Raw genomic sequence first — 24,600 nt, 5'->3', positions numbered from 1 at the left:
CGGCCGCAATGGTACCGGCAGGTCACTGCAACAGTTCGGGGCCGGGGTGCGTGCAGTTGGATGACAGTACCCATCCACGGAGGGCAGCCGATTGGACTTCGATGAATACGTGCGCCAGCGAGGGGCCGCGCTCGTGCGGCTCGGGCGGCTGCTGACCGGCGATCGCCAGCACGGCGAGGACCTCGCGCAGGAGGTGCTCGCGCGGGCATTCGTGCGCTGGGGCCGGATCGCGGCCGGGCACAATCCCGATGCCTACCTGCGCCGGGCGCTCGTCAACGCGTCGATCTCGCGGTGGCGGCGCGGCTCGACGCACGAGGTGCCGGTGGCCGAGCCCAGTGACGCCCGGTCGCCGCAGGACGTCGGGAGCATGGTGGCCGACCGGGACGAGGTGTGGCGGCTCATCAGCCGGCTGCCCGCCCGGCAGCGGGCCGCGGTCGTGCTGCGCTACTACGAGGACCTCGACGACGCCACGATCGCCGACCTGCTCGGCGTCACCCGCGAGACCGTGCGCAGCCAGGTCAAGCGGGCCATGGACACCCTGCGCACCCGGATCAGCCCGGCCCTGAACGGAGACAGGTGATGACCGACATCGACCGGGTCGTGGTCGACTCCCTCGCCCGCGCCGCCGACGACGACGTGCACGTCGAGCGGCTGCTGGCCGGCGCCCGCGCGGACGGGCTGCGCCGGCGCCGCCGCCGGTTCGCGGTCATCGCCGGATCGGTGGTCGCCGGCACCGCCGCCGCGGGCGTGGCCGTCGCGGTGGCCGCCTCGCTCGTGCCGTCGGCGCACCCGCAGCCCGCCGCCCCTCGCGTCACCGTCAGCACACCGGCGAACATCACCACGCCGACGGCCTCGAACGGGCCGGCGCCGCTGGACCGGTTCCCGCCGCTGCCCGCCGTCAACAGCCCGGTGACCCCGAACGCCGTCGGCCGCCCGAGTGAGCTGCACATCAGCCTCGACGCGGCGCCGTTCCCGGTCCAGATGGGCCAGTTCTTCGCCGGCGCGGACGGTGAGTGGGTCATCCTGCAGGGCGCGGACAACGGCGGCCGGCAGCTGCGCATCGACCTGGGCCGCACGGCGAACGGCTTCGACCCCCTGCCCGGCGCGAAGCAGGACGTCACCGTGGCCGGGCAGCCCGGCCAGTTCGTCCGCGACGAGCAGTTCGGCTTCGGCACGGTGCGCTGGAAGCTCGCCAACGGCCTGTGGGCCCAGGTGCACGGGCCGCTCGACCGGGCCGCGCTCATCGCCTTCGCGGGCGGCGTCCGGTTCGACCGGACGTACCGCTGCACGGCGCCGATCCGCCTCCCGGCCGCCCGGGCCGCGGGCGGCGTCGCGGACAGCTGCTCGGTGGTGTTCCTCGACAACCGCGTGCTCTCCGCGGCCATCACCGTGCGCATGGGGCAGGCGTTCGTCGGGTTCACGTTCGACCGCGGGCCGCTCGATCCGGCCCTGTTCGTCGACGCGCTCGCCGGTGGCGTGCCCGCCCGCATCACCGAGGGCCCGGGCGACGGCGGGAAGAAGACGCTGCAGATCGACCGGGCGTTCGGCGGCGGCAACCTGTCGGTCGTCGCCGAGGGCGCCTACGACGGTGCCGAGGTCCGCCACCTCGCGGCGGTCGCGGACTACGCGGCGGGCGACCCCACCGCGTGGCCGGACGATCCCCTCGCCTGATCGTGCAGGGCCGCGTCGCCGGTCGGGGTGACGCCCGCGGACAGCAGGCCCGACGGGGTGGCGCCGGTCAGGGTGCGCAGTTCGCGGCTGAGGTGGGCCTGGTCGGCGTAGCCGGCGGCGGTGGCCAGGCCGGCCAGTGCGCCGCCGGCCGCGCCGGAGCGGACCAGGCGCAGCAGCCGCTGCAGGCGCAGGATGCGGGCGAGCATCCGCGGGCCGTAGCCGACCTCGTCCTGGAACCGGCGGCGCAGTTGCCGTTCGGACAGGGCGAGGTCGAGCGCCGACACGCGGCTGCGCGGGCGGGCCAGGGCGAGCACGGCCGACCGCACGACCGGGTCCGCCGGGCCGGCCGCCGCCAGCCGCCGCTGCATCGCCTGGACGAGCACGGTCAGCTGGGCATCGGGTGACTGCGCGTCAGCGACGCGCTCGGCGAGCGTGGACAGGCCGGGCACCAGCTCGGACAGCTGCGGTGAGCGATCGCGCAGTTCGTGCATCGGGTAGCGCAGCGCCGCCCCCGCGGCACCGGTGCGGAAGCGGACACCGACGTGCGGCGCCGACGGCGTGCCGGCAGCGGTGAACGCACGGGTGGACGGGCCGGCGACAACCAGCTCCCGGCCCGTCCACACCACGTCGGCGCACCCGTCGGGCAGGATCCGCGACGGGCCGCCGGAGCCGCTGCCGGCCACCCACAGGCACGCCACGTGCCCGGCGAGCGCGGGCGGCGCCGGGAGCTCGCGGTAGCTCACGGCGCACCCCGCTGTGTACCGCTCATACGGGCATTATCGCGCTGCTCATTCGAGTAGTGGGCGGTGTCCGTCCGGGTCCATATCGTCGGGGAGGTGTACGGATATGTGATCGCCGACGTGTTCACCGACACCGCGCTCGAAGGCAATCCGCTCGCCGTCGTGCCCGACGCGCGCGGGCTGTCGGCCGAGTGCATGCAGCGCATCGCGCGCGAGATGAACCTCTCCGAGACCACGTTCGTCCTGCCGCCGGCGGGCGACGGGGACGTCCGCGTGCGGATCTTCACGCCCGTCGGCGAGCTGCCGTTCGCGGGCCACCCGACGTTCGGCACCGCGGCCGTCCTCGCGGTCACCGGGCACCCGAAGGCCACCGGCGGCGGGCTGCGGATGGAGACCGGGGTGGGCGTCGTGCCGTTCCGGTTCACCGGCCGCGACGGGCGGGCGCTCACCGCGCGGATGCTGCAGCCGATCCCGGTGTGGGAGCCCTACCCGCGGGCCGGGGAGCTGCTCGCGGCGCTCGGTCTGCGGGCGAGCACACTGCCGATCGAGGTGTACTCCAACGGCCCCCGCCACGCCTTCGTCGGGCTCGAGTCCGTGCGGGCGCTGTCGGCGCTGCGCGTGGACCTGCGGGCGCTCGCCGACCACCCCGACCTGGCGGCGAACTGCTTCGCACCGACCGACGACCCGGCCGTGTGGCGGGCGCGGATGTTCTCGCCGGCCTACGGCGTGGCCGAGGACGCCGGCACCGGCTCGGCCGCCGGGCCGCTCGCGCTGCACCTCGGGCGCCACGGCCTGATCGCGCTCGGCGACGCCATCACCGTGCGGCAGGGCGTCGAGATGGGGCGCCCGTCGACGATCCGGGCCGCGGCGACGATGTGCGGCGGCACGGTGGAGCGGGTCGAGATCGCCGGGAGCGCGGTCGTGGTCGCGGACGGCCACCTGTACATCTGAAAGTTTCGAACATGACAAACCTGCAACAAACCTGCAAACGCCGCACCCTATCGCGAGGAAAGCGCTTTCCCTACGATCGGAGTCCTTCGATTGAAAGAAGGCGTCATGAGAACCAAGTTCCGATCCCGGTGGCTGGCCGCCGCCGCCGCCGGAGTCCTGGCCGCCGCCGGGGTGGTGCTGGCCACGCAGGCCGCGTTCGCCGACACGCTGTTCAGCGCGACCTTCGAGGACGGCTCGACAAGCGGCTGGTCGAAGTCCGGCGGCACCTGGAGCGTCGTCAGTGACGGCAGCCGGGTGCTGCAGCAGTCGAACGCCGGCAGCGAGAACGCCCGCGAGTTCGCCGGCGACAGCAGCTGGACCGACTACACCGTCCAGGCAAGCGTCAAGCCACTGTCGCTGGGCTCCGGCGGGTTCGCCGCGCTGCTCGCCCGGTCGACCAGCTCGACGACGTTCTACCGGCTCGCGCTGCTGTCCGGCAACAGCGTGCAGCTGCAGGCCGTCAGCTCCGGGTCCGTGACGGTGCTGGCCACGCGGTCGCAGACCGTGTCGACCGGCTCGTGGTACACCCTCGCCATCACGGTCAGCGGCGCCTCGATCAGCGCTTCGGTGAACGGCACCACCGTCGGCACCGTGAGCAGCGGCGCGATCGCCAAGGGCCGGATCGGCCTGCAGACCGCGTACTCCAGCGCGAGCTTCGACAACGTCACCGTCACCACCGGCGGCACGACGAACCCGTCGCCGTCGCAGACCACCGGCTCCCCCGGGACGTCGCCCAGCCCGTCACGCTCGGCGAGCACGTCGCCGTCGCCGTCGCCGTCGACAAGCCAGCCGCCGTCCTCGGCGCTGTACGTCGCGCCGACCGGCAGCGCGAGCAACCCCGGCACCCAGGCCAGCCCGACCACCCTGGCCTCGGCGATCACCCGGGTGACCGCGGGCGGGACGATCTACCTGCGCGGGGGCACCTACAGCAACTCCTCGACGATCACCATCGCGGCGGGCAACAACGGGACGTCGGGCGCCCAGAAGAACATCGTGGCGTACCCCGGCGAGACCCCGGTGCTGAACTTCGCCGCGCAGAGCGAGGACCCGGCCAACCGCGGCCTGGCCGTCAACGGCAACTACTGGCACATCACGGGCATCGTCGTCGAGCGCGCCGGTGACAACGGCATCTTCGTCGGCGGCAGCAACAACACGATCGAGCGGGTCGTCACGCGGTACAACCGGGACAGCGGACTGCAGATCTCGCGCATCGCCGCGGACACCCCGAAGGCGAACTGGCCGGCCGGCAACCTCATCATCAGCAGCGAGTCGCACGACAACGCCGACTCCGACGGTGAGGACGCCGACGGCTTCGCCGCGAAGCTGACCATCGGCACCGGCAACGTGTTCCGCTACGACGTGTCGCACAACAACATCGACGACGGCTGGGACCTGTTCACGAAGACCGACACCGGCGCGATCGGCCCGGTCACCATCCAGGACTCGCTGTCCTACAGCAACGGCACGCTGAGCAACGGCACGGTCAACGCCAACGGCGACCGCAACGGCTACAAGCTCGGCGGCGACGACATCGCCGTCAGCCACGTCGTGCAGCGCAGCATCGCGTACAAGAACGGCCACCACGGGTTCACCTACAACAGCAACCCGGGCTCGATGACGATCTCCAACAACCTGTCCATCGACAACGCCGAGCGCAACTACTCGTTCGACGCGGGCACCTCGACGTTCCGCAACAACACGTCGTGCCGGTTCGCCGGCGGCGGCTCGAACGACAAGACGGTCGGCAACACCGACAGCTCCAACCAGTGGTGGGCCGGCACCAACGGCTCCCGCTGCACCAACTACAGCGGGGCGCTCGCCTGGTCCTACGCCGCCGACGGCCACCTGGTGGTCACCCTCGGCGGGCGGACGGTCAGCCTGTAGCGCTCACGGCCGGGGGGCGGCATTGCGCAGCCGGATGCCGCTGAACCCCATCGTGCTCGCGGTCACCGCGTCCCAGAACGCCCACAGGTTCGCCAGCACCCGCAGCTGGATCCCGGCCCGTGCGTGACACTCGACGAGGTCACCCACGGGCTCGGGCGGGCCGAGCGGCACGACCGTCGCCTCGGCGACCTGGGCGTGGGCGCGGAAGGGGCGAAACTCGCTCGCCGCGAACCTGTACGCGTACAATCGCGTCGTGCGCAGCGCGTCGAGCCAGCCGAACTCGATCGCGTGCACCCGCTCGCCGCCGCCGGGACCGCAGATGCGCTCCCGGTCGGCGTCGAGGGTGTCCGGGGTGACCCAGGCCATCGCGCGCGGGCACTGCCGCGGAAACCAGTAGTCGGGGGCCCGGGCGGCGTCGACCGCCCACACGTACGCCTCGGGCTGCTGGGCGGTCGCGGCCACGTGCGGCGCGAATCGCTCGATCGCCGGGTCCTCGGAGAAGTGCAGGACCTCGCCGGGCGCGGGGCGCATCACACGGCCACGTCGAGCAGATACCAGTTGCCCTCCACGTGCGCCGCCGACAGCACGACCCGCCAGCCGACCCGGGCCTGGGCGGCGATGGCCGGCGGCACCGCGACGGCGCCGATCCCGGTGAACGTGATCGTGCCCTTCCCGACCGCGGTGATCGCCCGCTCCTCGTCCTCGACCATCTCGTCGGCCAGCTCGACGAGCTCGGCCGGGTCCGGCCCGTCGGGGTCGTTGGCGACGTGCTCACCCAGCGCCTCGACGAAGTCCTCGATCGATCCGGCCGCCTCCGGAGGACCGGCCGCCGGCGCAGCGGCCGCCGGCTGGGACGTCACCGGCTGGGATGTCACCCGCGCGGCGGCCACCGGCGCAGCGGTCACCGGTTCGGGGGGCCCGGCCAGCTCCTGGGCCTTCGCGAGCTCCTCGAAGTCGCCGGACCACGCCCATGACACGTCGTGCCGCCCGGCCGCGGCGCGCAGCCGGTCCCACAGGCCGCCCTGGCCGCCGCCGCGGACGTAGTCGCTGTGCACGCGCACCTCGACGGCGGTCGGGCGGGTCAGGCACTCGAGGCCGGCGACGACGGCGGTGAGCGCCATCCGGTCGGCCGGCGCGCCGGGCTCGGTCCCCTGCAGCTCGCGCCGGTGCGTGCCGTAGGTGAGCACGACCGCCCACGCCCCGCCCGCTCCGGCCGCGTGCACGTGGGCCTGCTTCTGATCTGGCATTCCCCCATGCTATTCGGCCCCGTGCCGGCGGCCCGGGCGGCGGTCCGGCCGCGAGCCCAGCCCGGCCGCCGCGGCGACCACCCCGACGACGCCGATCAGGACGAGCAGGAGCACGAGCGCGACGCCGCGGCGCGACACTCCGGTGCGGAGGATTGCGCGCACACGGGCGGCAGGTGACGATGCGCAGTCATGCAGCCACCCGAACCGCCCACGCTCGTCGTCATCCGCGGCAACTCCGGCAGCGGCAAGACCACCGTCGCCCGCGAGGTCCGCCGCCGCTACGGCCGCGGCTGTGCCCTGCTGGAGCAGGACCACCTGCGCCGGATCGTCCTGCGCGAGCACGACAGCCACGGCATCGGCGCGACCGCCCCGGCGTTCATCACGGCCATGGCCCGCACCGCCCTGGACCTCGGCCACCACGTGGTCCTGGAGGGCATCCTGCCGGCCGACCGCTACGGCCCGGCGCTGCGCGACCTGCTCGCCGCCCATCCGGGCCCGGCGAGCGTGTACTACCTCGACATCCCGTTCGAGGAGACGGTCCGCCGCCACGCGACCCGCGCCCACCGGGTGACCTTCACCCCGCAGGACATGCGCGGCTGGTACACCCCGGCCGACCGGCTCGGCACGCCCGGCGAGACGGTCATCGGCCCCGGCTCCACCCTGGACGCCACCGTGGCGACGATCCTGCACGGCAGCGGCCTGGCCGCCCGCGCACCGCTGACCCCGTGCCCGACCCGCTGCCCCCGCTGCGCCGAGGGCTGACGCCGGGCGGCCGCCGGCACTGGCTGTGGAAGAACCCGCCCACCCCGGACGTCGGCGGATACGGCGACCCGGCCTCGTTCGCGCTCCCCGTGGGGCCGGCGGTGTGGCGGGCACCCGAGCAGGTTCTGCCCGCCGGGTCCTCGTCCAGCGAGGCGGAGCGGGACGAGTACAGACGCCGCAGTGTCGATCTGACCATGCGCGGCGGCACCACCTCCGGTGTCGTCTATCCCCTGGCCGTCTGCGAGATCGCCCGCGGCTACCGGGTCCGCAACGTGGGCGGGGCCTCGGCCGGGGCGATCGCGGCCGCCGCCACCGCCGCCGCGGAGCTCGGGCGCAGCACCAGCGCGCTCGACCGCGACACGCCGCCGCAGGGGCACGAGCCGATCCCGGCCGAGCGCTTCACGGCGCTCGACCCGCAGCGGCGCGAGGCCGGGCACGTGCGGGCCGGGTTCGCCGGGCTGGCCGACCTCGTCGCCTGGCTGGCCCAGATCGCCCCGGACCGGCCCGAGACCGGGACCGCCGACGCGTTCCGGCTCGCGCAGCTGTTCCGGCCCGGGCCCGAGGCGCGGGACCGGCGGGTCTTCGCGGTTCTCGTCGCGGTCATGCGGGAGCGGCTGTGGGCGGCGCCGATGACCGCGCTGCTCGCGTTCGGCTGGAGGTCGAAGCTGGCCCTGGTCGCGGTGACGGCCGCGGCGGCGCTGCTGTGCGGGTGGGTCGGCACCACGCTGGCGTGGCCGCACATGCACCGGGCCGGAAACGGCTGGCCGGGGGCGGCCGGGTGGGGCGCGCTCGACCTGTTCCTCGCCTACGTCCTGGCCGGCCTGATCCTGGCCGCCTGGCCCCGCCGCCGCAAGCCGGACGACGACGCGAACCTGCCGGGCTGGGTCGCCGAGCTCAAGACCGTCGCCAGCCGGTTCCGCCGGCCGCCCGGGCCCTCGCACACCGTGCAGCAGCTCGGCGCCGGGCTCGGGATCGCCGCGCTCGCCGTGGCCGCCGCCCTCGGCTGGTGGCACTGGGTGGCCGGGCTGCTCGTCTGGTTCGTGGCGAGCGTTGCCATGGCGGCCGTCGTCGCGTTCGCGGTCTACCGCTTCCTCGCCACCCAGCACCGCTTCGGCTACGGCGTCCTCGCGGGCGCGCCGGACCCCGAGCGGCAGCGCGGCCGCCGGGACCTCTCCGAGCTGCTCGCCGGCGCACCCGCACCGACCGTGGACCGGCCGCTCGTGCAGTGGCTCGCCGACTCCTACGCCGAGCTGGCCGGCCTGCCCGCCGGCGCGGTGCTGCGCTTCGGCCACCTGTGGCAGGGCCACGACTTCCAGCCGGCGCCGGAGCCGACCGGCGAGCTGCGCGCCATCGCCGCGACCCCGCGGGCCCGGCTGGTCAACCTCCAGCTGGTGACCACCGACCTCACCCGCCAGCGGCCCTACGTCTTCCCGCTCGACTGGGCGCCCGGCGGCGACCCGGGCGTCGAGCAGCTCTACCTCGACCGCGCCGATCTGGAGGGGCACTTCCCCGCCGACGTCCTCGACGCCCTGTGCGAGTCCCCGGCCGTCACCGTCCCCGCGGCCGACGGCTCCGGCCCGCGGCGGCTGCACCGGCTCCCCGACCCGTGGAACCTGCCCGTCGTGTTCGCGGTCCGGCTCAGCATGTCGCTGCCCGTCCTGTTCAAAGCCGTCCGGCTCTACCGGCTCGTCGGCGGGGCCGCCATCCGCGACGACCTCGGGCGGTCCGTGCTGCGGCGGCAGCGGCGGCTGCAGTACCCGCAAGATGGCCAGATCGCCGAAGCGCTCTGGTTCTCCGACGGCGGCATCACCTCGAACTTCCCCGTGCACCTGTTCGACACGCTGCTGCCGGCCTGGCCGACGTTCGGGCTGAACCTCGGCGACCACCCGCCCGCGTTCCCGCACCAGGACGTCTGGCTGCCGCAGGACTGGCAGGCCAGCCGCGCGCCGGCCGCGAAGGCCCCACGCTCGCTGTTCGACTTCGCGTTCACGATCCTCGACACGGCCCGCAACTGGCGCGACACGATGCAGACGGGCATGCCGGGGTACCGCGGCCGGGTGGCCTGGGTCCGCCAGCGCCCCGACGAGGGCGGCAACAACCTGTTCATGCCCCGCGAGGTGATCGCCTCGATGGCCCTGCGCGGCGCCCTGGCCGGGGCCCGCCTGAGCCGCCGCTTCGCCGACAGCGACCAGTGGACCCGCTACCGCTGGCTGCGGCTGCGCATCGCCCTGGCGAACGTCGAGCGGCTGCACCACACGGCCCGGGAGCACGCGCCCGCCTACCGCGACCTGATGGCCACGCCCGACTCGTTGCCCGGGCCGGACGACACGCAGTATCCGTACGATCCGTATTCGGCGGGGATCGACTGGTACCGCCCGGTGGACCTCACTGCGTTCTGGACCGCCGGGACCGCGCTGCTGCGGGGCATCACCGCGGAGCCGCCGGGCGACGGCGTGCTGGGCCAGGGCAGTCCGCGACCGCACCCCGACCTGACCCAGACGCCGCCGATGTGAGCCCCGCTCACGGCTCGGTGCGCACACCCTCCAGGTGCCGGCCCGGCGCCGGGGCCTCGTGCCGCCCCGGTGCCTCGCCGTCGTCAGGTGCCTCGTGGCGCCCCTCGGGCTCGGGCCGGCCGTGGATGCGGGCCGGCCACCAGAAGCGGTCACCGAGCAGCAGGGCCAGGGCCGGGACGACGATCGTGCGCACGATGAGCGTGTCGACGACCACGCCGATGCCGACGATGACGCCGATCTGGGTCAGCACGATGACCGGGAGCACGCCGAGGACGGCGAACACCGCGGCCAGCAGGATGCCCGCCGACGTGATCACGCCGCCGGTCGTGGCGAGGGCCCGCACCATGCCCGCCCGCGTGCCGTGGCGCACCGCCTCCTCCCGGGCCCGGGTCGCCAGGAAGATGTTGTAATCGACACCCAGTGCGACAAGGAACAGGAACGCCAGCAGGGGTACCGCGGTGCCGATCGCGGGAATGTCGAGCACGTAGCGCAGCACGAGACTCGCGGCGCCGAGGCTCGCGGCGAAGCTCGCGACGACCGTGAACAGCAGCAGCAGCGGCGCGACGAGCGAGCGCAGCAGGAGCACGAGGACGAGCAGGACGACCGCCAGGACCAGCGGCACCACCACGGAGTCGTCGCGCAGGTTCGCGTCGCGCCCGTCGAGGTCCCCCGCGGGGTCGCCGCCCACGAGCGCGTTCGCGCCGTCGAGGGCGCCGAGCCGGGCCCGCAGATCCTTGACCGTGCGGTCCGCGGTCGCCGTGCCGGACTCGGCCGTGATGTTCACGTCGAAGGTGACGAGCGCACCGTCGTCGGACTTCTCCGGCTCGCCCACCTTCGCCACACCCTCGGCCTGGCGGGCGGCGGCGACGGCCCGGTCGGCGGCGGGCGCGTCCACGACGACCGTGACCGGCTGGGCGGCCTGGCCCGGGTAGTGCCGGGCCAGGGCCTGGGCGCCGGTGACCGACTCCACCTTCGTGCGGAACTGCTCCGTCTGCGACAGCCCGAGCTTCGTCCCGGCCAGCCCGGCGGCCAGGCCCGCGAGGAGCACGACGGCGGCGAGGAGCACGATGCGCGGCCGGCGCTCGACACCCCCGGCGACCCGGGACCAGAAGCCGGCGTGGGCCGGGTCCTCGGAGCCCGCCCGCGGCACGAACGGCCAGAACACCCCCCGGGGCAGGGACACCAGTGCGGCCGGCAGCACGACCAGGCCGAACAGCAGCGCGACGACGACACCGAGCGCGGCCGCCGCGCCAAGCGTGCGGTTGGTGGTGAGCACCGCGAACAGCAGCGTCAGCAGGGCGAGCACCACCGTCGTGGCGCTGCCGATGATGGCCGGGGCAGCACCGCGCAGGGCGGCGGCCATGGCCTCGCGGCGGTGCTCGGTGTGGCGCAGCTCCTCGCGGTACCGGGCGATCAGCAGCAGCGCATAGTCGGTCCCGGCCCCGAAGACGAGGACCGACACGATGCCGCTGACCTGGCCCTCGGTCGGCTGCCCGGCGACCTTCGCCACCCACGGCAGCAGCTTCGCGACGACCTGGTCGGCCGTGCCGATCACGGCCAGCGGCACCAGCCAGAGGATCGGGCTGCGGTACGTGACAAGCAGTAGCACCGCCACGACGATCGCTGTCGCGGCGAGCAGCGTGAAGTCGGCCCCCTCGAAGGCGGCCGCGATGTCCCGGGCGAACGCGGGCCCGCCGGTCACCAGCACGGTGAGCCCGTCCGGCCGCTGCACCGCGTCCCCGGTGACGGCCGTGCGCAGCCTGTCGACCTCGTCGGCGAGGTCGGCGGTGCCCCCGTCGGACAGCGGCACCGCGACGAGCACGGCCTGCTTGTCGTCGGAGGGCACCGGCGGGGCGACCCGCCCGCCCAGCGCGACGGCGGCCGCCGCGTCCCGCGCCCGGCCGACGGCCTTCTGGTCGTCGTCGGTGAGCGGCCCGCCCGCCCGTTCGAAGATGACGAGCGCGGTCTGCGTCCGCCCGCTGGGAAAGCGGTCCTCGAGCTCGGTGACGCGGGTCGACTGCTTGCCGGCCGGCAGCCCGTCGGTGGCCTGAGCGGCCGGCTGGCCGGGAGACGTGACGAACGCCAGCGCCGTCAGGCCGAGCGCCACCAGGAGCACGAGTATCGCTCCGAGGCGGCCGGTGATCGCCTTGATCATCGGGGTACCTTTCAGGGGAGATCTTTCGATGATGGAAAGGTCTTCCCCGAGTGATACGCCGCAAACGCCAACGATGCAACAATCGACGCAACATCTGTTCGGTTACATTCGGCCGTTCTCCCGTTCGAGCGCCGCGCCCGGCGCGAGTGCGCTAGAGCTCGACCGTCGCACCGGGCGCGAGGCGCTCGATGGCCCGGCCGGTCAGCCCCTGCTCGCCGAGGATGGCGGCCGTCGATGCCTGCCCCAGCTCGCTCAGCATCAGCTCGTGGATCTGCAGGACCCGCTCGGGCTTGACCGCGCGCACGAAGTCGGCCGCCTCGCCGAGCTTGGTCCACGGGCCGCTGGTCGGCAGCAGGAGCATACCGACCGGCCGGTCCGGGGCGTGGTAGGAGTCGCCGGGGTGATACACGGTGCCGTCGATCAGCAGGCCGACGTTGTCCACGATCGGGATGTCACCGTGGATGGGCGCGTGCCGCCCGCCGTGCGCCGTCACGGTGAACCCGGCGATCTCCCGCTCGTCGCCGGGAGCGAGCACGGTGACCCGCTCGCCGAGCTTGGCCCGGACCGCCGCCGGCCCGTACACGGGCACGCCGGGGTGCTCGCGCAGCAGCTCCTCGTCGAGGTGGTCGAAGTGCTCATGGGTGATGAGCACGGCGTCGGCCTGCGCCACGGCCGTGCGGGCCTCGGGCGTGAACGTTCCCGGGTCGAGCACGATGGTCCGGCCGTCCTTGTGCAGCGCGACGCACGCGTGCGCGTACTTGGTGAGTTGCATGCGTCGAATATACAGCATTGCTGTATTTCCGGTGGGCCGCGCATGACGGCGGGCGCCGTTACGGGTGCAGTTTGGCCAGGATCGCGGGCACCCGGCGCAGCACCTCCACCTCGCCGTCGTCGAGCACCTCCCGCATCGCCGCCGCGATGGCCCCCGCCCGCGTCCGCCGCTCCTCGTCGAGCGCCGCCCGCCCGGCCGGCGTGATCGCCACGAGCACCTGCCGCGCATCACGCTCGTCGGCCCGCACCGCGACCCGCCCGAGCTCCTCCAGGAGGTTCACCGTCCGCGTCATGGACTGGTGCTTGACCTGCTCCAGCCGGGCCAGCCCGGCGATCGTCGACGCCCCGCCCCGATCGAGGTGCCCGAGCACCGCCGCCTGCCCGGCCGGCATCCGATCATGCACCCGCACCCGCCGCACGAAGTCACCGATCGACGACCGCAGCGCTTCGGCAAGCTCGATCTCGTCCACCCGCCGACCGTACCGGCCCGGGAATCAGCACGGCACGGCACCGCACCGCACGGCAGCACGGGTGTTTCGGCTCGGGACGGTCCCGGGCCGTCGTGGGGGTGGTGTTGGGCGTTGCGGTGTCAGCCGGCGGGGGTGGGCCGGGGGTCGGTGGCGAGCAGGGACCAGACCTCGCTGTCGTGGCGGACCCCGTGGTGGAGGTAGGACTGGCGCAGGACCCCGTCGCGGTGCATGCCGAGGCGGCGGGCCACTGCGGAGCTGGCGGTGTTGTCGGGGCGGCAGCGCCACTCGATGCGGTGCAGGCCGCGGGTGTCGAAGGCCCAGTCGATGAGGATGCGGACGGCCTTCGTCACCAGGCCGCGGCCCTGGGCGGACGGCTCGAGCCAGACGCCGATCTCGGCGTTGCCGTCGGTGGCGTCGAAGCTGCCGAACAGCGTGCCGCCGACGAGCGTGCCGTCCAGCCAGATGCCGTACAGGCGGCCGGCGTCGCGGGCCTGCAGGTCGGCGTAGTGCTGCAATGTCGCACGGGCCGACTCCAGGTCGGTGCTGGCGCCGGCCCATCGGATCCAGGGGTCGACAACGGCCCGGGCGCGGTCCATGTGGGCGAGGAACTCCACGGCCTGCCAAGGCTCCAGCGGGCGCAGTTCGGCCCCGCCCCCGAGTGAGACGCTGAACATGATCAGTACGGTACGCGGGCCCGGATCAGTCGTCGACGGTGACCGTCACCGTGTGCCAGCCCGTGGCACCGTCCGGGAACGGGGTGGCCCGCTGCTCCGGCTGCACGGTGCCGGTCCGGTCCGTGGCTCGGACCCGGAGGGTGTGCGGGCCCGGGGTCGCGGTCCACGTGAGTCGCCACTGGACCCAGGTGTCGGTCGAGGGCACGGGCAACAGGTCGGCCGGGCGCCACGGCTCGTCGTCGATCTGGACCTCGACCTTGTCGATCCCCCGGCCCTGGGCCCAGGCGACGCCGGCGACCGGGACCGCGCCCGGCCGGACGTGGCCGAACGACGCGGGCCGGTCGATCCGTGACGCCGTCTTGACCGGTCCGCGGGCGGCCCAGCCCCGGGACACCCAGTAGGCGTCGAAGGCGCCGAACGTGGTCAGCTCCAGCTCGGTGAGCCACTTGCACGCCCCGGCGTACCCGTACAGCCCCGGCGTCAGCATCCGCACCGGGAAGCCGTGCTCGAGCGGCAGCGGCTCGCCGTTCATGCCGACGCACAGCATGACGTCGGCGGTGTCGAGGACCGTGCGGACCGGTGTGCCGATGCTCATCCCGTCGACCGAGCGGGCCACGACCTGGTCGGCGCCGGGATCGACCCCGGCCTCGCGCAGCAGCGGTGCCAGGGGCACGCCGAGCCACTTCGCCGTGCCGATGTACGGGCCGCCGACCTCGTTCGACACGCAGTTGAGCGTGATGTGCCGCTCGATCAGGGGCCGCTGCAGGAGTTCGGCGAACGTGAACGTCAGCGGGTGCTCGACCCGGCCGTGGACGCGCAGCCGCCAGCTCTCCAGGTCGACTCTCGGCACGGTGAGGGCGGTGTCGACCCGGTAGAAGTCGCGGTTCGCGGTCACGAACGCGGGGTCCTGCCCGGCCGGCAGCGGCGGGGCGGGCTCGGCGGGCGCGGGCAGCCGCACGGCCTCACGATCCCGGCTCGCGGCACCGCCGCGCACGCGCCGGGTCACGACCGCGCCGGCACCGGCGGCGACCGTCACGGCCGAGACCGCGGCGGCGGCCTGCAGAAATGCCCGCCTGTCGAATCCAGCGACGTCTGGGGTGCCGGGGCCGCGGAGCCCCTTGCCCGGGGCGGGGGCGACACGACCTCGGACTCCGCTGCTTGTCGGCTCGTCGCCTGCCGGTTGTGCGTTGTCGAGTTGCCGGCCTTCCGGACCCTCGCTCGCCGGATGCCCGGTTGCCGGGTCATCGGTTGCCGGGCTTTCGCTCGCCGGATCTTCGGTTGCCGGGTCTTCGGTTGCCGGGTCGGTGCCTGAGGCTCGCCGGCGGTTGAGGGCGCTCAGGGCGAGCGCGGTGGCGACGCCGCCGGCCAGGGACGGGAGGGCGGCGAGCAGGCCGGCGGACGGGCGGCTCACGGCGGCGGCCGCACCGGCGACGGCGAACAGGGCGGCTCCGGCGAGGCCGAACCATCGGCGGCGGGCCGCGAGCAGGCCGACCACGACGGCGACCGCGGCGATCCCGACGGCGACGCCGCTGAGCAGGACCGGCTTGTCGGCCGTGCCGAACGTGCGCACGGCGAACTCCTTGACCGGCGTCGGGGCCGCGTCGACGAGCACGCCGCCGACCGCGACGGCCGGGCCGGACCCGGGATCCCCGAACGAGGCCAGGAGCTCGGCGACGGCGATCCCCGCCGCCGCGGCGAGCAGGCCCGTGAGGCCCGCTCGCCAGCGGCCGTCCAGTGTGGACGATGTGGCGGTCACGTCAGCTCTTCGGCATCAGGACGGTGTCCACGATGTACACCACGGCGTTGGCGGTCTGCACGTTGCCGCACACGACCATCGAGTTGCCGTTGACCGTGAAGCTGGTGCCGGAGCCGGTCACCGTGAGGTCGGTGCCCTGCAGGGTCTTGTGCGTGCCGGCGAGCTCGGCCGGGGTGAGCTTCCCGGGCACCACGTGGTAGGTCAGCACCGACGTCAGCGTCTTCGAGTCGGCCATGACCTTGCCCAGGTCCGCCTGCGGGATCTTCTTGAACGCGTCGTTGGTCGGCGCGAAGACCGTGACGTCCTTGGCGTTGTTGAGCGAGTCCACCAGGTTGGCCTGCTTGACGGCGGCGACCAATGTGGACAGGAGGGGGTTGCCGGAGGCCGCCGAGGCGACCGGGACCTTCGCCATCGCGTCGAAGCTGCCCGGGTTGGCCGGGTCGGTCGGCACGGCGGCACAGCCCGCGCCGAACTGGGCGTCCATCGGCGCGGCGCTCGACGGTGCACCGGTGGTGGCCATCGGGGCCCCTGTCGTCATCGGCGCGGAGGACTGGGCCGGGGCGGCGGTGTCGTCCGAGGAGCCGCAGGCCGCGAGGGAGAGGGCGAGCGCCGTCGCGGCGGCCACGGCGGCGAACTTGGTGCGAAACATGAGCAATCTCCTTCAATCGGTGCGTACACCACAGATTCGGAGCAGTCGCGGTCCCGGATTGGTGCGAATTCCGATCGAGTGAGGCGAGAGCGCTCTCATGGCGAATTACCAGCTCAGACTCTTGGTAGAGAGCGCTCTCAGAAAATTGGCCATTGACACCCGTCGTGATCCGCCCGGATGATTGCGCAGGACCCCGGAAGCCCGCCACTTCACACCCCACGGAGTCCACACCCATGCACGCTGCCCTCACACCGAGGTTCAGAGGCCGGCCCTTCGCCGTCGGCGCCCTCGCCGTCGCCGTCATCGCCGGTGCTCTCACCTTCCTCGCCCTGCCCAACGCCGAAGCCGCCACGCTCGGCTCCGGCTCCTACGCCACCACCCAGCCCGCCGGCACCACCGGCCCGACCGGCTGCGGCAGCATCGCGACGAACCCGCGGCAGTACCTCACCGCCAACGCCCCGGCCGGCGCCGTGCCCACCAACGACTGGTGGTCGTCGCTGCTGTTCAAGCGGACCGACTGCAACTACGCGCTGCCCCTCGAGGCGCACCCGATGGCGTTCCAGCCGTCCGCCGGCGGCCTCGGCGTCTCGTACACCACCGAGGCGTCCATCTCCGGCACCGCGACGGGCGTCGGCGAATACCACTTCCCGTACACGACCGAGTTCACGCTCGGCGTCACCGGGCTCAACGCGCCGAACACGCTCGTCGACGGCTGGACCGACTGGACCGTGACACCGTCGTGGTCCGACGGCACGCGCACGCTCAAGACGACGATCGGACACGGTCTGCCGTTCGTGTACGCCCAGACGAGCGGCGGCAACGCACAACTGTCGTTCGGCGGCGCGCCGAGCGTGTGGACGAACAGCGGCAACCGGGTCGGCTTCACCGTGCGCGGCCACGACTACATGGCCTACGCCCCGACCGGCGCCACCTGGACGGTCAGCGGCAACGCGATCACCTCGACGCTCGCCGGCAAGAACTACTTCTCGGTGGCGCTGCTGCCGACCACCACGTCCACGTCTGCCGCCGACCGCACGTCGCTGGCGAACACCTATGGACAGTATGCGCACAACCACGTGACCGGCACGCGCGTCGCGTGGACGTACAACCAGGCCGCGAGCACGGTGAGCGCCACGTACACGCTGACCACCACCGCCCGCGAGGGCACCGGCTCCGGCACTGTCGTCGCGCTCTACCCGCACCAGTGGAAGACCCTGTCCGGGTCGAGCACGATCGCACAGACGTACGTGTCGCCGCGGGGCCAGATGAAGGTCATCACGGGCACGGGAGCGTTCACGACCGCCACGCCGTTCCAGGGTGTACTCCCGGAGGTCCCCGCCGTCGCGGACTCCGCGGGCGCGGACCTGAGCACGCTCGGCGGCTACCTCGACCAGGTCGCGACCGGCGACCCGCTCGCCGCGTTCGGCAACGACACGTACTGGACCGGCAAGGGCCTGGGCCGGGCCGCCCGGGCCGCCGAGATCGCCGACCAGCTCGGCCGCACGGCCCAGCGCGACTCGCTGCTGAGCGCCATCAGGACCCGGCTGACCGACTGGTTCACCGCGGGCTCCGGCGAGACGGAGCGGCTGTTCGTGTACAACCAGGCGTGGGGCACCCTGATCGGCTACCCGGCATCCTACGGCTCCGACCAGGAGCTCAACGACCACCACTTCCACTACGGCTACTACATCGCGGCTGCGGCGACGCTCGCCAAGTTCGACCGGGCGTGGGCGGCGACAAGCGCGTACGGCGGGATGGTCAACCTGCTCATCCGCGACGCCAACAACCCCGACCGGGCCGACTCGATGTTCCCGTTCCTGCGCGACTTCGACATCTACGCCGGGCACGACTGGGCGTCGGGGCACGGGTCGTTCGGCGCCGGCAACAACCAGGAGTCCTCGTCGGAGGGCATGAACTTCGCCAACGCGCTCATCCAGTGGGGCATCGCGACCGGCAACACCGCGGTGCGCGACGCCGGGCTGTACATCTACTCCACGCAGGCGCAAGCGATCCAGGAGTACTGGTTCGACTCGTCCAACCAGAACTTCCCGGCGACCTTCGCGCACAACGAGGTCGGGATGGTCTGGGGCGACGGCGGCGCGTACGCGACCTGGTTCAGCGCCGAGCCGGAGATGATCCAGGGCATCAACATGCTCCCGATCACCGGCGGCTCCAACTACCTCGGGTACAGGCCGTCGTACATCGCGACCAACTACAACGAGATGACGACGAACAACGGCGGGCCGCCGACGGTGTGGCAGGACGTGCTGTGGTCGTTCCAGGCGCTGGGCAACGGTGACACGGCGCTGGCGAACTTCCGCGCCAACTCGGGGTACACCCCGGAAGAAGGCGAGAGCAAGGCGCACACGTTCCACTGGATCCGCAACCTCGCCGCGCTGGGCACGGTGGACACGTCGGTCACGGCGAACACGCCGCTGTACGCGGTGTACACGAAGAACGGCGTGCGCACGTACGCGGCGACGAACCTGACGTCCGCACCGCTGACTGTCACGTTCTCCGACGGCCGCACGCTCACCGTGGCCGCCGGGAAGACCGCGACGACCGGGGCGTTCACGTGGTCGGGCGGGAACGGCTCCAGCAACCCGCCCACGTCCCAGCCGCCGACGTCCACGTCGCCGTCGCCTTCCCGGTCGCCGTCGCCTTCCCGGTCGCCGTCGCCTTCCCGGTCGCCGTCGTCGTCCCCGTCGTCCTCGCCGCCTCCGCCGGCCGGCTCCAACACGTTCTACCTGCGGTCCGGCCCGGCGCTGAGCACGAGCGCCGGGAGCGCGGCGACGACGCAGACGGTCACGGCCGCGAACGGCAACTACGACGGCACACCGCACAACCCGGTGACGTACCAGGCGTGCGGCATCACCGGGAGCGTGAACGGCGGCACGACCCAGCTCACGCTCCACGTCGACGCCGGCTCCACGGTCGGGCAGGGGATCGAGGCCCGGGTCTCCTACGACTTCACCGGCTCCGGCACCTACGGCCGGGTCGAGACGTACCGCTACTTCGCCACCGATCCCGTGCCGGGCACCGAGCAGTACACGCAGGCGGTGGGCCTCGCCTCGTCCTCGGGCACCCTGGCGGCGATGAGCGGCGGCTGCGTGAAGCTCGAGGTCTGGAACGCGATCGGCAACGCGCCGACCACGGTCCGCATCGACGCCTCGGCCGCCAACGGGAACCAGTCGGCGGTGACCATCCCGTACACCGTGTGACCTAGCACGGTCCGGCCGGCGCCGGTGGGGTCCGCCCCACCGGCGCCGTGCCATGTCTGACCGGACCGGGTGCCGCGGGATCGTGACCCGGCCAGTGTGACGGCGACCGTACCTGTTCAATGGAGCGCGTGACGTTGCACATCCGTACGTTCGAGTGGGGCGACTGGGACGCCGTCGCCGGGCTGTGGGAGGCCGCCGGCAGCAGTGTCCTGCCCCGCGCCGAGGTCGAGGGGACGCTCGGCCGCACGCCGGAGCTGTTCCTGGTCGCCGTGGACGCGAACGGCGTGGTCGCGGGGGTGGTGCTGGGAACGTACGACGGGCGGCGCGGGTTCATCCTGCGGCTCGCCGTCGACCCGGGGCGGCGGCGTCAGGGCATCGGGCGCGAGCTGGTCGCCGCGCTGGAGACGCGGCTGCGGGCGCTCGGCTGCCCGCGGATCAACCTGTTCGTGCTGCCCGACAACCCGTCCGGGCTGCGGTTCTGGCAGTCGATGGGCTACCTGCCGGTCCCGGACGTGGTGCACACCAAACCACTGTGAACCGCACGGCCGCGACGCGGTCAGCCGTTGCGGTGATGCTTCTTGACGAAGGTGTACCCGTCCGGCAGCGGCGCGTCCGGGATCTGTCCACTGTCGATGGCCATCCGGTGCAGGGCCAGGGCGCGGGGCGAGGGCCGGGTGCCCGGCTGCAGCTTGCGGGTGAACCCGGTGACCCAGTGGTCGTGGCGGTTCGACGCCTCGGCCGGGTCGGGCTCGGGGCGGTGGGCGGGCTCGATCAGGGGTGCGTAGAACAGCATCGGCACCGTCTCGGCGCCCTGGACCGCGGGGAAGATCGGGAGGCCGGCCGCGCCGAGGCTGCCGTCGACGCGGGTGACGTAGCCCTCCCGGATCAGCTGGTCGACGGCGTTGCGCAGCAGGAACATCCCGCGGGTGCCGCGGCCCAGGCCGGCCTTCTTCACCAGGTCGGCCTCCGGGAACACGGCACTGCCGTCGGCGAACACGAGACCGTGCCGGCGCACGGCGTCGAGCACGCGGCCCCGGTTGGAGTTGGCCGGCGTGAACTCGTGGGTCACGACGTGCGGGTCGTACTCGTGGAAGTACGCGACACCGTCGAGCTTCAGCGGCTCGTCCAGCGGCTTGGTCCGCAGCTGGACCTCGTGGCGGGCCGGGTGCCAGCGGACGCTGACGAGTACACCCACACGAATGTCGTCGGGCCAGGAGACGCCCACCTTGAGGCCGTCGCCGCCGTCCTCGGCCACGGTGTCGAAGATGTGCCGAGCCGGGGTGACGCCGTTGAGCCGGTGCTCGAGCACGACCCGGGTCGCCGCGGCACACTCGTCGGGCACGGTGCAGGTGCCGTCCTCGATGTCGGCCCGCCGCAGCGCGTACTGCGGGTTGGGGGTCTTCATCCGGCGAATCTACCTGCCCCGTCCGCGGTACGGTCACAACCGTGCGGACACGGCTGCGGCAGGTACACGTGGACGGGCGCCTGTACGCCTGGCGGGCCACCATCAACCGGGCCGGCGGCGGGCGCAGCATCCGCGTGCGGGCCTGGGGTGAGCAGGACGGCTGTGCGCTCCAGGCCGACCTGCTTGCCCGCACGGCCGGGCCGGGCGACGGCGCCTACCCGGACGCCGCCGATGTCCGTGCGCTCATCGAGCACGGGCTGCGGCACGGCTGGGCCCCGGACGTCCGCGGCGGCACGTTCGTCCTGTCCGCGGCCGAGCACGCCGAGCGCCTCCGCCTGCCGGCGTTCGAGCTGACCGACCTGGCGTGACGTGCCCTGTGCGCGGGCTCACGGGTGCGGCGGGTGCGGCGGGTGCGGGGGCGGGTGCGGCGGGCCCGCGCCCGGCGGAGGTGGCGGCGGCGGGGTGGTGATGCGGGGCTGCTCCGGCCACACCAGCAGGACCGGGCAGGGGGCATGATCAACGACGAATCGGGTGTACCGCCCCAGACTGCGCGGCCCCACCCTCGTACGGTCGCCGTCGCGGGCCACGACCAGCAGGTCGGCGCCGAGCTCGTTGCAGGCGGCGACCACCTCGTGCTCGGTGCGGCCGCGGCGCACGGCGGTCTCGGCCGGGCGGCCCAGGCGCTCGGCGGCCGCCGCGAGCAGGTCGCGTTCGGCGGCGTCGTTGAGCGCGGTCATCGCCGGGCCCGGGTCGCGGTGACCCCGGCCCATGAGACCGCTCCAGGCGCCGGTGACGTCGCCGGCCGCGGCGGGGTCGACGACGTGCAGGAGCGTGATGCGCGCACCCTCGGGAGCGTGGCGGGCGGCGGCCTCGGCGGCGGCCGCCCAGGTGCCCTCGGCGAGCCAAACGAGCACGTTCATGCACTGAGACTGGCAAAGGTGCGGTACCACCGCCACCGCTGTGACAAAACGACACGCAAATAGGCAGGAACCTGCGTGTATGTTCGGACGTGTGATCGTGACCGGGACGGCCCAGCAGCGCGCGTGGCAGGAGCGGGTGCTGCCGCCCGTCGAGCCGGTCCGCCCGGACGTGTGGTCGGTTCCCGTCCCGATTCCGGACAGCCCGCTGCGGTACACCTCCAGCTATCTCTTCATCGATGACGGCGGTGTGCTCGTCGTGGACCCCGGCTGGGACACCGACGCCGGCCGGGCCGCGCTCGTCTCGGGGCTCGCGGCGGCCGGGGCCGGGATCGCCGACGTCACCGGGATCGTGCTCACCCACATCCACCCGGACCACCACGGGATGAGCGGCTGGGTCCGCGAGCAGAGCGGCGCCTGGATCGGCATGCACCCGGCCGAGGCCGCGACCCTGCCCCGCCGCGCCTGGCCGGGCCGCGACCCGGGCGCCGACGTGCGCTGGCTGGTGCGCCACGGCGTCCCCGAGCCGGACGCCGGCGAGCTGGCCATGCCGCCGGAGCGCATCGACGAGCTCATGGACATGGCCGAGCCGGACCGGGCCATCGAGGACGGCGACCTGCTCCCCCTCACCCGCCACGAGCTGCGCGCCGTGTGGACACCCGGGCACACTCCGGGCCACCTGTGCCTGCACGAGCCGGCCGCGGGCATCCTGCTCACCGGCGACCACCTGCTGCCCCGGATCAGCCCGAACATCGGCGTGCACGCCCGCACGGACGGCGACCCGCTCGGCGCCTACCTGGCCTCCCTGAACCAGACCGCGAAGTTCGCCGCGGACGAGGCGCTGCCGGCGCACGAGTACCGCTTCCGCGCCCTCGACGCCCGGGCGGCCGACCTGATCCGCCATCACGACGAGCGCAACGCGGAGATCCTGGCCGCGCTCGACGGCCGGGAAGCGCCCACGGCCTGGCAGGTCGCGGCCGCGCTGACCTGGTCACGGGGCTGGGACTCGCTGCGCGGCCTGCTGCGCCGGATGGCGCTTGCCGAAACCCTCGCACACCTGTACCACCTGGCCGCGGAGGGCATCGTCCGCGCCTCGGCCGCCGACCCCGTGCGCTGGCACCGCGCCTGAGCCGCGTGCCGGCTTCGCACGAGCGCACCGGCAGCGCGGCCATCACCGCGACCCGGGCGGCGCACCCGCAGCACGGCCACCGCTGCGACCCGGGCGGCCGGCCCGCAGCACGGCCACTGCGGCGACCCGCGCGGCCGGCCCACAGCGCCGGCGCCGGGCCGCGGTCACATGCCGGCGATGCGCAGCCCGGCCACTCCGGCACCCGCGCGGCGCATACGCAGCACGGCCACTGCGGCGACCCGCGCGGCCGGCCCACAGCGCCGGCGCCGGGCCGCGGTCACATGCCGGCGATGCGCAGCCCGGCCCACAGCGCGGCCACCGCGGCGATCAGGGCGGCCGGGACCGTGAGCGCTCCCAGCCGCAGGAACTGACCGGCCGACGGGGCGGCGTCGCGGGCGTGCAGGATCTGGCGCCAGAGGAGGGTGGCGAGCGAGCCGACGTACGTCAGGTTGGGGCCCACGTTCACCCCGATCAGCACGGCCAGGAGCAGGCCCGGTGAGTGGTGGACGGCCGGGATCAGGACAAGCGTCGCCGGGAGGTTGTTGAGCACGTTCGCCAGCAGCGCGGCCAGCCCGGCGACGGCGAGCAGCGCCAGGAACGACGTCTGCCCGGGTGTGAGCGCGTCGACCAGCCGGCCCAGCCCGTGTTCGCGCACGGCGAGCACGACGACGCCGAGACCGAACACGAACGCGCAGAACGCCGGGTTCGCCGCGCGCACCACCGACGACAGCCGCAGTGCACGTTTGCGCACGAGTGGCACGGCCAGCGCGATCGCACCGGCCACGGCCGCGAACGCCGGATGCACGCCCAGGGGCTGGCCGAGCGCGAAGCCGGCCAGGGTCAGTGCGAGCACGACGAGGGCGTACCGCGGCGCCCGGGCCGGCTCCCCCTCCTGCACGGCCGAGGCGACGGCCAGGTCGGCGGCGAAGAACCGGCGCAGGATGAGGTACTCGACACCCACCACGGCCAGCCACGGCGCCGCCATGAGCCCGGCGAACGCGGCGAACCCGAGGCCGCTCGCCGCGAAGGCCAGCAGGTTCGTGAGGTTGGACACGGGCAGCAGCAGCGACGCCGAGTTGGCCAGGTGTGTGCAGGCGTACACGTGCGGCTCGGGCCGGGCCCGGATGCGCAGCGCCGCCGCGAACACGACAGGCGTGAGCAGCACCACCGTCGCGTCCAGGCTCAGCACGGCGGTGACCAGGGCGGCCGCGGCGAACACGGCGCCCAGCAGACGCTGCGGCCGGCCGTGACTGCGCCGCGCCGCCACGTCGCCGATGTACGCGAACACGCCGTGCACTTCCGCGAGGTACGACAGCAGCAGCACGGCCGCGAGGAACCCCACGGTCGGCCCGAGTTCGCGCACCTCACCCACGGCCTCACGCCACCCTACGAGCCCGAACAGCACCGCGAGCCCGGCCGCCGGCACAGCCGCGACGGCCTCGGGCAGCCCGAACGGCCGGGCCACGGCGAACCCGAGCACGGCGACCAGCAGGAGCACGGCAATGACCAGCACGGCGGCAGCCTACGGCCATGATCGGGCCACCGCAGCGCGAGCCGCCGACGAACAGTGCCGTGCACGCCGGCGACGACCGTGTCACTGCGGCGTGCATCACTGCCGCACGGCACTGCGCACGTCACCCGTGACC

23 protein-coding genes are annotated in these 24,600 nt (G+C 73.7%); 10 read left to right on the top strand and 13 right to left on the bottom strand.

Going from position 1 to position 24,600, the window contains the following annotated elements:
- Positions 1-109: 109 nt before the first annotated feature.
- Together Dvina_RS21965 and Dvina_RS21960 are read left to right on the top strand one after the other, a co-directional pair.
- A complete protein-coding gene (locus tag Dvina_RS21965; RefSeq protein WP_313899802.1) occupies positions 110-580 on the top strand; it encodes a SigE family RNA polymerase sigma factor in 471 nt (156 codons plus the stop codon).
- Positions 580-1,671, top strand: a complete 1,092-nt coding sequence (locus tag Dvina_RS21960; protein WP_223104336.1) for a hypothetical protein — start codon at positions 580-582, stop codon at positions 1,669-1,671. Before Dvina_RS21965 ends, Dvina_RS21960 begins: the two co-directional genes overlap by 1 nt.
- On the opposite strand, the gene Dvina_RS21955 is transcribed toward Dvina_RS21960, so the two are convergent.
- Complete coding sequence (locus Dvina_RS21955; protein ID WP_223104335.1) at positions 1,623-2,414, bottom strand: DUF6597 domain-containing transcriptional factor; 792 nt, start codon at positions 2,412-2,414, stop codon at positions 1,623-1,625. The genes Dvina_RS21960 and Dvina_RS21955 overlap by 49 nt on opposite strands.
- Positions 2,415-2,507: 93 nt before the next feature.
- Between Dvina_RS21955 and Dvina_RS21950 the strand changes: the two genes are divergently transcribed.
- Entirely contained in the window at positions 2,508-3,362 is an 855-nt protein-coding gene (locus tag Dvina_RS21950; protein ID WP_223104334.1) for a PhzF family phenazine biosynthesis protein, read from the top strand.
- Positions 3,363-3,467: 105 nt separating this feature from the next.
- The gene (locus Dvina_RS21945) at positions 3,468-5,285 is read left to right on the top strand and encodes a 3-keto-alpha-glucoside-1,2-lyase-like domain-containing protein (RefSeq protein ID WP_223104333.1); all 1,818 of its coding nucleotides are present in this window, start codon (positions 3,468-3,470) and stop codon (positions 5,283-5,285) included.
- A 3-nt stretch (positions 5,286-5,288) separates the two neighbouring features.
- On the opposite strand, the gene Dvina_RS21940 is transcribed toward Dvina_RS21945, so the two are convergent.
- From Dvina_RS21940 to Dvina_RS21930, 3 genes are read right to left on the bottom strand one after another with little or no spacing between them, the layout of a single operon-like run.
- Positions 5,289-5,816, bottom strand: a complete 528-nt coding sequence (locus tag Dvina_RS21940) for a DUF6886 family protein (protein ID WP_223105646.1) — start codon at positions 5,814-5,816, stop codon at positions 5,289-5,291.
- Positions 5,816-6,532 carry a ribonuclease H family protein gene (locus Dvina_RS21935; RefSeq protein WP_223104332.1) on the bottom strand — a complete coding sequence of 239 codons (717 nt, stop codon included), beginning with the start codon at positions 6,530-6,532 and terminating at the stop codon, positions 5,816-5,818. Before Dvina_RS21935 ends, Dvina_RS21940 begins: the two co-directional genes overlap by 1 nt.
- Positions 6,533-6,541: 9 nt before the next feature.
- Positions 6,542-6,694, bottom strand: coding sequence for a hypothetical protein (locus Dvina_RS21930; RefSeq protein ID WP_223104331.1), 153 nt, complete (start codon positions 6,692-6,694; stop codon positions 6,542-6,544).
- Positions 6,695-6,721: 27 nt separating this feature from the next.
- On the opposite strand from Dvina_RS21930, the gene Dvina_RS21925 reads away from it, so the two are divergent.
- Positions 6,722-7,294: an AAA family ATPase gene (locus Dvina_RS21925; protein ID WP_223104330.1), complete on the top strand. Its 573-nt coding sequence runs from the start codon at positions 6,722-6,724 to the stop codon at positions 7,292-7,294.
- Complete coding sequence (locus tag Dvina_RS55240) at positions 7,258-9,807, top strand: patatin-like phospholipase domain-containing protein (protein WP_223104329.1); 2,550 nt, start codon at positions 7,258-7,260, stop codon at positions 9,805-9,807. The genes Dvina_RS21925 and Dvina_RS55240 overlap by 37 nt, the downstream gene beginning before the upstream one ends.
- 7 nt (positions 9,808-9,814) lie before the next feature.
- On the opposite strand, the gene Dvina_RS21915 is transcribed toward Dvina_RS55240, so the two are convergent.
- From Dvina_RS21915 to Dvina_RS21890, 6 genes are all read right to left on the bottom strand, one after another.
- The gene (locus tag Dvina_RS21915; protein ID WP_223104328.1) at positions 9,815-11,962 is read right to left on the bottom strand and encodes an MMPL family transporter; all 2,148 of its coding nucleotides are present in this window, start codon (positions 11,960-11,962) and stop codon (positions 9,815-9,817) included.
- A gap of 151 nt (positions 11,963-12,113) precedes the next feature.
- Positions 12,114-12,734 carry an MBL fold metallo-hydrolase gene (locus tag Dvina_RS21910; RefSeq protein WP_223104327.1) on the bottom strand — a complete coding sequence of 207 codons (621 nt, stop codon included), beginning with the start codon at positions 12,732-12,734 and terminating at the stop codon, positions 12,114-12,116.
- Between the two features lie 58 nt (positions 12,735-12,792).
- Complete coding sequence (locus tag Dvina_RS21905; protein WP_223104326.1) at positions 12,793-13,203, bottom strand: MarR family winged helix-turn-helix transcriptional regulator; 411 nt, start codon at positions 13,201-13,203, stop codon at positions 12,793-12,795.
- A gap of 119 nt (positions 13,204-13,322) precedes the next feature.
- Positions 13,323-13,877, bottom strand: coding sequence for a GNAT family N-acetyltransferase (locus tag Dvina_RS21900; protein WP_223104325.1), 555 nt, complete (start codon positions 13,875-13,877; stop codon positions 13,323-13,325).
- Between the two features lie 25 nt (positions 13,878-13,902).
- Positions 13,903-15,633 (bottom strand): molybdopterin-dependent oxidoreductase, encoded by a 1,731-nt coding sequence (locus tag Dvina_RS21895; protein ID WP_246656364.1) that lies wholly within the window; start codon positions 15,631-15,633, stop codon positions 13,903-13,905.
- A 1-nt stretch (position 15,634) separates the two neighbouring features.
- On the bottom strand, positions 15,635-16,282 hold the full coding sequence (locus Dvina_RS21890) for a fasciclin domain-containing protein (RefSeq protein ID WP_223104324.1): 648 nt from the start codon (positions 16,280-16,282) through the stop codon (positions 15,635-15,637).
- Positions 16,283-16,515: 233 nt separating this feature from the next.
- Here Dvina_RS21890 and Dvina_RS21885 point away from each other — a divergent pair, with 233 nt between their 5' ends.
- Positions 16,516-19,503 (top strand): glycosyl hydrolase, encoded by a 2,988-nt coding sequence (locus tag Dvina_RS21885; protein WP_223104323.1) that lies wholly within the window; start codon positions 16,516-16,518, stop codon positions 19,501-19,503.
- A 128-nt stretch (positions 19,504-19,631) separates the two neighbouring features.
- Complete coding sequence (locus Dvina_RS21880) at positions 19,632-20,039, top strand: GNAT family N-acetyltransferase (protein WP_246656363.1); 408 nt, start codon at positions 19,632-19,634, stop codon at positions 20,037-20,039.
- A gap of 20 nt (positions 20,040-20,059) precedes the next feature.
- Here Dvina_RS21880 and Dvina_RS21875 read toward each other — a convergent pair whose 3' ends face one another.
- Positions 20,060-20,908 (bottom strand): hypothetical protein, encoded by an 849-nt coding sequence (locus Dvina_RS21875; protein WP_223104321.1) that lies wholly within the window; start codon positions 20,906-20,908, stop codon positions 20,060-20,062.
- 41 nt (positions 20,909-20,949) lie between these two features.
- On the opposite strand from Dvina_RS21875, the gene Dvina_RS21870 reads away from it, so the two are divergent.
- Entirely contained in the window at positions 20,950-21,276 is a 327-nt protein-coding gene (locus Dvina_RS21870) for an integrase (protein ID WP_223104320.1), read from the top strand.
- A gap of 18 nt (positions 21,277-21,294) precedes the next feature.
- Here the strand turns inward: Dvina_RS21870 and Dvina_RS21865 are convergent, their stop codons facing one another.
- On the bottom strand, positions 21,295-21,828 hold the full coding sequence (locus Dvina_RS21865; protein ID WP_223104319.1) for a universal stress protein: 534 nt from the start codon (positions 21,826-21,828) through the stop codon (positions 21,295-21,297).
- Between the two features lie 79 nt (positions 21,829-21,907).
- On the opposite strand from Dvina_RS21865, the gene Dvina_RS21860 reads away from it, so the two are divergent.
- Positions 21,908-22,954 carry an MBL fold metallo-hydrolase gene (locus Dvina_RS21860; protein WP_223104318.1) on the top strand — a complete coding sequence of 349 codons (1,047 nt, stop codon included), beginning with the start codon at positions 21,908-21,910 and terminating at the stop codon, positions 22,952-22,954.
- Between the two features lie 277 nt (positions 22,955-23,231).
- On the opposite strand, the gene Dvina_RS21855 is transcribed toward Dvina_RS21860, so the two are convergent.
- Complete coding sequence (locus Dvina_RS21855; protein WP_223105644.1) at positions 23,232-24,464, bottom strand: SLC13 family permease; 1,233 nt, start codon at positions 24,462-24,464, stop codon at positions 23,232-23,234.
- Positions 24,465-24,600 lie beyond the last annotated feature (136 nt).

Source organism: Dactylosporangium vinaceum, assembly GCF_019904175.1.
Taxonomy (GTDB): domain Bacteria; phylum Actinomycetota; class Actinomycetes; order Mycobacteriales; family Micromonosporaceae; genus Dactylosporangium; species Dactylosporangium vinaceum.
Note: the sequence above shows the minus strand (reverse complement) of the source record. Positions and strands in the feature narration are given on the sequence as shown.

Bases quoted from the DNA above. Each gene is read 5' to 3' on its own strand.
- Dvina_RS21940 (WP_223105646.1), bottom strand. From the start codon at position 5,816: ATGCGCCCCGCGCCCGGCGAGGTCCTGCACTTCTCCGAGGACCCGGCG.
- Dvina_RS21935 (WP_223104332.1), bottom strand. From the start codon at position 6,532: ATGCCAGATCAGAAGCAGGCCCACGTGCACGCGGCCGGAGCGGGCGGG.
- Dvina_RS21945 (WP_223104333.1), top strand. From the start codon at position 3,468: ATGAGAACCAAGTTCCGATCCCGGTGGCTGGCCGCCGCCGCCGCCGGA.
- Dvina_RS21865 (WP_223104319.1), bottom strand. From the start codon at position 21,828: ATGAACGTGCTCGTTTGGCTCGCCGAGGGCACCTGGGCGGCCGCCGCC.
- Dvina_RS21885 (WP_223104323.1), top strand. From the start codon at position 16,516: ATGCACGCTGCCCTCACACCGAGGTTCAGAGGCCGGCCCTTCGCCGTC.
- Dvina_RS21910 (WP_223104327.1), bottom strand. From the start codon at position 12,734: ATGCAACTCACCAAGTACGCGCACGCGTGCGTCGCGCTGCACAAGGAC.
- Dvina_RS21860 (WP_223104318.1), top strand. From the start codon at position 21,908: ATGTTCGGACGTGTGATCGTGACCGGGACGGCCCAGCAGCGCGCGTGG.
- Dvina_RS21960 (WP_223104336.1), top strand. From the start codon at position 580: ATGACCGACATCGACCGGGTCGTGGTCGACTCCCTCGCCCGCGCCGCC.
- Dvina_RS21915 (WP_223104328.1), bottom strand. From the start codon at position 11,962: ATGATCAAGGCGATCACCGGCCGCCTCGGAGCGATACTCGTGCTCCTG.
- Dvina_RS21925 (WP_223104330.1), top strand. From the start codon at position 6,722: ATGCAGCCACCCGAACCGCCCACGCTCGTCGTCATCCGCGGCAACTCC.
- Dvina_RS21890 (WP_223104324.1), bottom strand. From the start codon at position 16,282: ATGTTTCGCACCAAGTTCGCCGCCGTGGCCGCCGCGACGGCGCTCGCC.
- Dvina_RS21900 (WP_223104325.1), bottom strand. From the start codon at position 13,877: ATGTTCAGCGTCTCACTCGGGGGCGGGGCCGAACTGCGCCCGCTGGAG.
- Dvina_RS21875 (WP_223104321.1), bottom strand. From the start codon at position 20,908: ATGAAGACCCCCAACCCGCAGTACGCGCTGCGGCGGGCCGACATCGAG.